The sequence below is a fragment of the Pseudoalteromonas sp. T1lg75 genome (assembly GCF_002964705.1).
GTDB lineage: Bacteria > Pseudomonadota > Gammaproteobacteria > Enterobacterales > Alteromonadaceae > Pseudoalteromonas.
The window spans coordinates 156,430-163,489 of the sequence record NZ_PQCD01000003.1; the positions used below are offsets into that span (position 1 = coordinate 156,430).

The 7,060-nt window shown below is 49.5% G+C and carries 5 protein-coding genes and 1 rRNA gene; 2 read left to right on the plus strand and 4 right to left on the minus strand.

The features are described from left to right. Positions 1-186: 186 nt before the first annotated feature. Both C2M36_RS00715 and C2M36_RS00720 read left to right on the plus strand, forming a co-directional pair. Positions 187-1,497 (plus strand): short-chain fatty acid transporter, encoded by a 1,311-nt coding sequence (locus C2M36_RS00715; protein ID WP_105253293.1) that lies wholly within the window; start codon positions 187-189, stop codon positions 1,495-1,497. 223 nt (positions 1,498-1,720) lie between these two features. After that, complete coding sequence (locus C2M36_RS00720) at positions 1,721-2,434, plus strand: response regulator transcription factor (protein ID WP_105253294.1); 714 nt, start codon at positions 1,721-1,723, stop codon at positions 2,432-2,434. A gap of 4 nt (positions 2,435-2,438) precedes the next feature. Here the strand turns inward: C2M36_RS00720 and C2M36_RS00725 are convergent, their stop codons facing one another. The 4 genes from C2M36_RS00725 to rrf form a co-directional block, all read right to left on the minus strand. After that, entirely contained in the window at positions 2,439-4,115 is a 1,677-nt protein-coding gene (locus tag C2M36_RS00725; protein ID WP_105253295.1) for an SEL1-like repeat protein, read from the minus strand. A 63-nt stretch (positions 4,116-4,178) separates the two neighbouring features. Beyond that, entirely contained in the window at positions 4,179-5,684 is a 1,506-nt protein-coding gene (locus tag C2M36_RS00730) for a YifB family Mg chelatase-like AAA ATPase (protein WP_105253296.1), read from the minus strand. A gap of 35 nt (positions 5,685-5,719) precedes the next feature. Next, on the minus strand, positions 5,720-6,334 hold the full coding sequence (locus C2M36_RS00735; RefSeq protein ID WP_105253297.1) for a trimeric intracellular cation channel family protein: 615 nt from the start codon (positions 6,332-6,334) through the stop codon (positions 5,720-5,722). Positions 6,335-6,810: 476 nt separating this feature from the next. Further along, positions 6,811-6,925, minus strand: a 5S ribosomal RNA gene (gene rrf, locus C2M36_RS00740). Positions 6,926-7,060: the final 135 nt, after the last annotated feature.

Below are 7,060 nucleotides of genomic sequence, written 5' to 3' on the forward strand. Positions count from 1 at the left end.
TATTCTTAATTACCATAACCAATTACAATATCCAGGCCAACTTTTTATACTTAATTTTCAATCAGTTAAGATAAAAGCCATTTTGTAATTCCAATAACTTTAGCCTATCATGCTAAAGTTTAGTCTTTTTAACATTACCCTATATATGTTAAGAGAGTAATAGTTAATAATAAATAGTCACTGGATATGCTCGCCAAAATTGCCAAACCCATAGCCAAACTGACCGACAAATACATGCCGGACCCGCTGCTGATCGTTATGTTGTTAACCCTGGTCAGTTTTATACTCGCTCTTCTAAGCAGTGATCATTCACCACTAACCCTAGTGCAGATGTGGGGGGGCGGCATTAGCAACCTCTTTACCTTTGCCATGCAGATGCTGCTGGTCTTGGTATGTGGCTATTTGCTGGCAACCACGCCCAGCGTTGAGCGCGGTTTAAATTTTGTCGCCCGACGATTGGACACGCCCGGCAAGGCGGTGGTCGTCACCACCTTGGTCGCCCTTTTAGCCAGCTGGCTTAACTGGGGTTTTGGCCTGGTTGTCGGCGCCCTGTTTGCAAAGGCGGTGGCTCGTTTTTGTCGCGTAGACTACCGAATATTGGTGGCCAGTGCTTATTCCGGCTTTATTATTTGGCATGGCGGCCTGTCCGGCTCAATACCACTGACCATAGCCACCCCTGGGCATTTTGCCGAACAGCAAATTGGTCTGATCGACACCTCGCAAACCCTGTTCTCAACACTGAACCTGGCACTGGTCATTGGCCTGGCCGTTATTTTGCCGCTGCTTAATTACTGCTTGCTGCCTAAGCCACAAGACGCCATTTATGTCGATGCTCAGCAACTGCGCCCCGATAACGAAATGACAGAACAGAACGCATCAGGCAACGCCTTAGAGCTGGCTCGCTGGCCCACCGCGACGCTTGGCATACTGGGGCTTATTTATTTGGGCAGCAGCTTTTATACGGGCGCACAAGGGTTGAATCTAAACACCATTATCGCCCTGTTTTTATTTTTTGCCCTGTTATTACAGCCCAACACCAGTGCGCTGATCACCCAGCTCAATAATGCGGTGCGCAGCGGCAGCGGTATTGTTATTCAATTCCCATTTTATGCTGGCCTAATGGCACTGATGAGCCAAAGCGGCTTGGCCAAAGACATATCTGAACTGTTTATCGCCCTTTCCGACAGCAGCACCTTGCCGATTTGGAGCTTTCTCAGCGCCGGCCTGGTCAATATTTTCGTTCCTTCGGGAGGCGGCCAATGGGCGGTACAAGCCCCTTTACTGCTACCAGCGGCTCAGGCCCTGGAAGTGCCGGTATCATCGGTGGCTTTGGCCGTGTCTTGGGGCGATGCCTGGACTAACTTAATCCAGCCATTTTGGGCCATCCCGGTGCTGGCTATTGCCGGCTTAAAGGCCAAAGACATCATGGGCTTTTGCCTGATTCAACTATTGGTCAGCGGCCTGTATATCATCTTGCTGTTGGCTCTACTCGCGTAGGCCATAAACTGACATTGGCACACGCTAAAATCCGGCGTTAACAATATGATGTGGGAGTAATTTACGGCACATACTCTGCACCAAAATATTATTTACACAGACTCACCAATAACGGTAGGCCTCAAGGCTTTGACGTAAATAGTTGGCAGTGAGGCCATTACACTATAAAGTTGGGGTGAATACCGTCACCTATTTAGGTCAATAATACGCTAGGTAAAACCAAATGCCCGTTCATGTGTTACTTGTTGAAGACGATGAGCTACTTGTTAAGCGCATCGAAAATCATTTTGCCGATACCGAGTTTTGCATCCATGTCGATAGCACAGGAGCGCAAGCATTGGCGTTGGCGCAAGCATCACAGGCCGATACCCAGCAAACGATTGAATTAGCCATAGTTGATATTGTCTTACCCGCGAAGGATGGCCTCACCCTCGCCCGAGAGCTAAGCACCCTCACCGAGATGGGTGTGATTATGCTCTCCAGCCGAGACTCACAATCGGATCGCATTGCAGGTCTGGCGCAAGGGGCCGATGACTATATTTGTAAGCCCGTTGATTTGCTGGAACTCGAATTGCGCATGCGCGCCGTGTATAAACGTCTGCATGGCGCCGCAAGTCAGGCCAATGACAGCACCGAATATATCGAGTATGCGGATTTCAAACTGCACCCGGATAATCGCACCCTGATCACCGCTGGCAATGAAGAGCTGCGCCTTACCGAGGCGGAACATAAGGTTTTGATTTGTTTAATTGCTAATGCCGGTAAGGCCACCTCGCGGGAAAAGGTCTCAGAGGAAATAGGACAACCGGATTGGAGCCCTACAGATCGCACCGTGGATGTGCTGATTGGTCGCTTGCGTAAGAAACTTGGCGATGAAAAAGAGCAAAAGCGCATTGTCACGGTACGTGGCAAAGGCTATATGCTCTCTTCAAGTTAAGGCTTTAAAACAGGATATTACCTTGCTGGTAGGCCGCCAGCGACTGTTGGAACGGCGCCTGATCAAAGGCCTGTTCATTGGCTTCGCTTAATGCCTGCTGCTGATAATCAACGGCTTCTTCAAAGTTACCCAGTTTGGCGTGTGCCGCGGCCAAGTAAGCGTATGCAAGCGGGTGGTCATTTTCATCCGCTACTTCCTCGGCCAACTCGATGGCCTTTTCCAGCTCACTGCCATTATCGGAATAACGCACATACCAACCGGCCAGCTTGCGCTTAGCAATCAGGTTGCCCTGCAGCGCCGCCTTTTCTAACCAATACTTAGCCTGCTCCGCATGCACCGTGGCGCCATCGGCTTTAGCCAATAAGCATTTGCCCAGTTGTAATTGTGCTCGAGTGTGCTCTTGCTTCGCTGCCAAGGTTAGCAGACGTAGATTACAGTTCACGCCAAGTTGAAAAAGTGTATCGCTGTGCCCGCCCATGGCGGCCTTCTGCTGCCAATAGCGCCACTGTTTTTCCTTTTCTTGGTTAATCAGTGGCTTAATATCCACATAGGCGAGAACCTGGTCATTTAAATACTCGGGATTGATATCCTGATTATTGTAGGAAAAATGCACGTGGTACCAGTTTTCATCTTTTAGTTCCCCGTCCGCAGCACTAAGCTGCCATTGCTTCATTAACTTTTCGGCATTTTTACGTAATACCTTGGGGATCTTTACCTGCTCAAATGGTTGCCACTGGGCCACCTTGCCCTCGGCATTCAGATTAACCAGGTAGGAAAAATTAAAATTATTGGTCCCAAGCTTTGCCTGCTTGGTAAATTCTGGTTGCGTGATACTACTAAAGCTAATTTGTGGCGCCACGACCGGTATGGCCTGTCCCCCCCCGTCGATAGCATGGTACTGAGGCTGGCCATTCAACAACTTTAATAGTGTGGCCAACTCTGCCTGAGCATTAACGTCATCTCTTTTAGCCTGTTGCAATAATTGCTGCGCTCTGGCCTCAAGCTTTTTACTCACTTCACTGTCTTGAGCACCGGCAAAAACACCGCGAATAATACCGTTGTTAAATTTTCTATCGGCGGCCACAAAGCGCGTCTGGCTGAGCTTTTCGGCAATGCTTTGACCGAACTCGGGAGCCGGATAGGAATTCAGTAAAACTAAATCCCGCGGCACGCCATTTTTATCTATATCAAAAAGGTAGCTGGCCAAGCCCGGTACACCATCGTCTTGCAGTGCGTCAGGGTAAGCCGTTGCTGGGTTGACGGTTTTATCTGGGGTCGGGTTATAATTCAGGGTGCGACTTAACTCATAATTGATGCTCTGACTACCGGATTTACCGTAACGAGCGATAAGATCAGCGGCGAGAGTTTTTGCCTTGACTAACTGTGACTTATCTAAGCGTCGAGCCACCGACTTTCTAGCTTGCTCGGCCATTTTAAAATCATTGTCTATGGCAACGGAAAAATAACCATAGGCCTTAATTGGATCGGCCTTCACGCCTTGTCCACGCAGATACTGTACCGCCAGGTTAAACTGACTGCGACCATCGCCAAGCTCGGCGGTTTGCTCAAATAAGGTAAAGGCTTTTTGGTATTGTTGATCAAGATAAAAAGTCATGGCATCGCTGGCATTTGCCAGACAAAGTTGAGGTAACAGCGCGGCCGCAAAAATCCACTTTTTCATTGAACACTCCAATAAGGCTAATCCAACAATGTTAACAGCTGGTAAATATAGGTGCAACGGCTATTACCCCAGCGTCGCCACCATGCGTTCAAAGGCTCGATAACTTAAAGCCTCTTTAATGGCGGCTTGAGAAATCTCGGGCTCGCCGGCAAGATCGGCTATGGTTCTCGCAACCTTGATAATGCGCTGATGAGAGCGTGGCGATAACTTAAACTGCTCGCTGGCGGCACCGAGGTAATCACGACAAGGTGAAGTTAACGCGCAATGGGTCTGTAGCTCCTGAACAGAGAGCAAGGCATTGGCCTTGCCTTGGCGCTCTTGTTGCCTCTGCCAGGCCACAATGACACGGGAGCGAATGGTGGCGCTGTCTTCCTCCGCATAAGGTGATAGCAACTGGGCACTGGAAATGCGAGGCAGCTCAATCTGCAGGTCTATGCGGTCGATGAAAGGGCCCGAGATACGCGCCAGATAACGCATTACCTGATCTGGGGTAGCGCGCTTATCGCTATAATGCCCGGTGGGACTGGGGTTGAGCGCAGCAATAAGCTGAAAACGAGCAGGAAAGTCCACCTGCTGAGCCGCACGAGAAATAGTAACCTTACCGGTTTCCATCGGCTCTCTTAAACTGTCTATCACCTTACGCTCAAATTCCGGCAGCTCGTCCAAAAACAAGACGCCGTTATGAGCAAGGGATATCTCCCCGGGTTTCGGCTTCGATGAACCGCCAACCAAGGCGACCGCGGAGCAGGTATGATGAGGGCTACGAAAAGGCCGCTGCAGCCATTGGCTAGCGTCGATGGCTTTTCCCGAGACCGAATATACGGCAGCGGTTTCCAAGGCCTGTTGTGTCGACATTTGCGGCAATATTGTCGCGAACCGTTGTGCCAACATGGACTTACCCGTTCCGGGGGGACCGCTAAAGAGGACGTTATGGCCCCCGGCGGCGGCGATCTCCAACACCCGCTTGGCCATGGCTTGACCCTTAACGTCACTGAAGTCGACGGGCGCTGGTCTGGCCCTTTGCGCTATGGGAAGGGGCGTCACCAAGTCCAGCTCCTGCTGGCCGGACAGATCATGCCAGAGCTGCTGTAGTGAATAAGCGCACTTGACCTTGGCAGTGTCGATTAGCGCCGCCTCGTCTTGATTTTCTGCACTTAAATACACCAAGCGTTTGGCCTTATTGGCGGCCAACACCGAAGGGATCACCCCACGGATCGGCCGCAGCTGACCATCAAGACCAAGCTCGGCCAGCAACTCAACCTCGGCTAGGTTGGCAAACTTAAGCTGCTCTGAGGCTATGAGTATCCCCACTGCGATGGCAAGATCGTAACGCCCTCCCTCTTTGGGCAGATCGGCGGGTGCAAGGTTAACGACAATGCGTTGGCTGGGAAAGATAAAGTGACTATTTTCAATGGCACTGCGCACCCGGTCTTTTGCTTCCTTTACCGAGGTTTCTGGTAAACCAACGATATTAAAACTGGGCAGGCCGGAGCCGAGATAGACCTCAACACGGACCTCAATGGCTTCGATGCCGATTTGTTCACGGGTATATACTTGCGCTAAAGACACATCCCTGTCTCCTTGCCTGACTAGTTAATCTAAGTCTAGCTAGGATATCGAAAAACGTATAAGCCCAGATTCCAACGAATAGCGATAAGGCGGACCAATAAGGTAGCGATACCGCCTAACCACATGGCTAACTGCGGGTTGGTATCCAGGCGCAGTAAGACTATGTATAAGCCGGCCCCGACCACACAGGCAATGGCATATAAGGGACCCTTGAGCAGCATAGGTACCTCTCGCGCCAAGACGTCGCGAATAACACCACCAAAACAACCGGTGAGGACCGCCATGATCACCGCGGTCATCGCTGGCACCCCGACATCAAGCGCTTTTTGAGCCCCCATTATGGCAAAGAAGGCAATCCCCAGGGCATCGGCGACTTGTAAGAAATAGTGAGGGAAGCTTTGCTTGTAGTTAAGCCACACAATGGTAACAAAGGCCGTGATCAGAATGGTGATGAAGTAACTGGTATCATGCACCCAAAACACCGGCACATCTAAAATCATATCGCGCAGGGTACCACCACCGATAGCGGTCACAGCGGCCAAGATGATTACTCCAAAGCCATCCATATTCTTTTTATGAGCCAAGAGAGTGCCTGAAATTGCAAAAACGGCTACACCTAACAGATCAAACCAATGATAAAGCTCATACATAGACACGGCTCACGGACAAAAACTCTTTGTAACATAAGCATAAAAGTACTGGCAACCTTGTTTAGCTCAGGCTTTTCGGTAGTGGTGCGACAATACTCATCGAATTATTGCAGTGCAACTCTAAGTGGAGCAATAAATCAGACCCAAGACGGGCAACAAAGAAGGGTTAGATACGGGTTTTAATGTTTTAAACGCCAGAAAGCAAAAAACCCGCTGCATTGCTGCAACGGGTTTCTTTAATTAGGCGAAGTAAGACCGAAGCACAGCTTCGCAGCTTACTGAGGTGAGGTCATGGACGACCGAGGTAACCAAGCTACAGGGACGTATAGTTGAAACCACTCTTAACCGTACCACCTCTTATATAACAATAAGGCTCGGCTATTCGAGTGTTATAGCTTGGTATAAGCTGTTTTATGTGGATTCGTTAAACGCCAAACGCAAAAAACCCGCTCATTGAGCGGGTTTCTTTAATAAGGCCCTGACGATGTTCTACTTTCACATGGCAAATGCCACACTATCATCGACGCTGTTTCGTTTCACTACTGAGTTCGGCATGGGGTCAGGTGGTTCCAAAACGCTATGGTCGTCAGGAAAAAATTGTAAATTCGGAAAGCTTAATAAGTAAATGTCTACTTTAGTCTTTAATTTCTAACTTCTAACTTAACAGTCTCACACCATTTTGGCGTTGTATGGTTAAGCCTCACGGGTAATTAGTACAGGTTAGCT

What these genes read in the sequence shown, in the direction of transcription:
- C2M36_RS00715 (WP_105253293.1), top strand. Translation starts at nt 187, where the DNA reads ATGCTCGCCAAAATTGCCAAACCCATAGCCAAACTGACCGACAAATAC.
- C2M36_RS00720 (WP_105253294.1), top strand. Translation starts at nt 1,721, where the DNA reads ATGCCCGTTCATGTGTTACTTGTTGAAGACGATGAGCTACTTGTTAAG.
- C2M36_RS00725 (WP_105253295.1), bottom strand. Translation starts at nt 4,115, where the DNA reads ATGAAAAAGTGGATTTTTGCGGCCGCGCTGTTACCTCAACTTTGTCTG.
- C2M36_RS00735 (WP_105253297.1), bottom strand. Translation starts at nt 6,334, where the DNA reads ATGTATGAGCTTTATCATTGGTTTGATCTGTTAGGTGTAGCCGTTTTT.